The 940-nt window shown below is 71.4% G+C and carries 1 protein-coding gene; it reads left to right on the forward strand.

Going from position 1 to position 940, the window contains the following annotated elements:
- Positions 1-940: 4-alpha-glucanotransferase (gene malQ / locus G3N97_RS39035; protein WP_205998031.1), on the forward strand; the 940-nt coding region annotated here is incomplete at both ends.

Here is a 940-nt window from a genome sequence, read left to right on the forward strand (position 1 = left end):
CGCCGCGTTCGACGCGTTCTGCGCGCGCGGCGGCCAGGCGCTCGACGATCACGCGCGCTTCGAAGCGCTGCAGGCCGCCATGCTCAGCGGCCCCGAAGGCCTGCGCCACTGGCGCGACTGGCCCGAGACGCTGCGCGATCCGCGCAGCACGGCGGTCGCGACCTTCGCGACCGAGCATCGCCGCGAAGTGGACTTTCATCGCTTCCTGCAATGGCTCGCCGCCGAAGGGCTCACGCGCGCGCAACGCGAGGCGCGCGAAGCGGGCATGTCGATCGGTCTTGTCGCCGATCTCGCCGTGGGCTGCGACGGCGCGGGCTCGCATGCGTGGTCGCTGCCGCAGGACATGCTGCAACGCGTGTCGGTTGGCGCGCCGCCCGACATCTTCAATCAGGCCGGACAAAGCTGGGGACTCACGACGTTCTCGCCGCGCGCGATGCACAACACCGGTTTTCGCGCCTTCATCGACATGCTGCGCGCCGCGTTCGCGCATGCGGGCGGCGTGCGCATCGACCACATTCTCGGCTTGCGCCGCCTGTGGCTCGTGCCCGAAGGCGAGAGCGCGAAACACGGCGCGTATCTGCGCTATCCGTTCGACGATCTCGTGCGCCTGATCGCGCTCGAATCGTGGCGGCATCGCGCGATCGTGATCGGCGAGGATCTCGGCACCGTGCCGCCGGGGCTGCGCGAACGGCTCGCGTCGCATGCGCTCTACGGCATACGCGTGCTGTGGTTCGAGCGCGACGGCGGCGGCTTTCTCGCGCCCGCGCGCTACGATCCGCACGGCGTCGCGACCACCACCACGCACGATCTGCCGACCGTCGCGGGCTGGTGGCGCGGCGCCGATATCGACTGGCGCAACCGCATCGGCCAGACCTTGCCGCGCGCGGACGGGCGCGATCCCGTCGCGCTCGAACACGCGCAGCGCGCCGCCGACCGCGAC

The sequence above is a fragment of the Paraburkholderia sp. Ac-20347 genome (assembly GCF_017104805.1).
GTDB classification, from domain to species: domain Bacteria; phylum Pseudomonadota; class Gammaproteobacteria; order Burkholderiales; family Burkholderiaceae; genus Paraburkholderia; species Paraburkholderia tropica.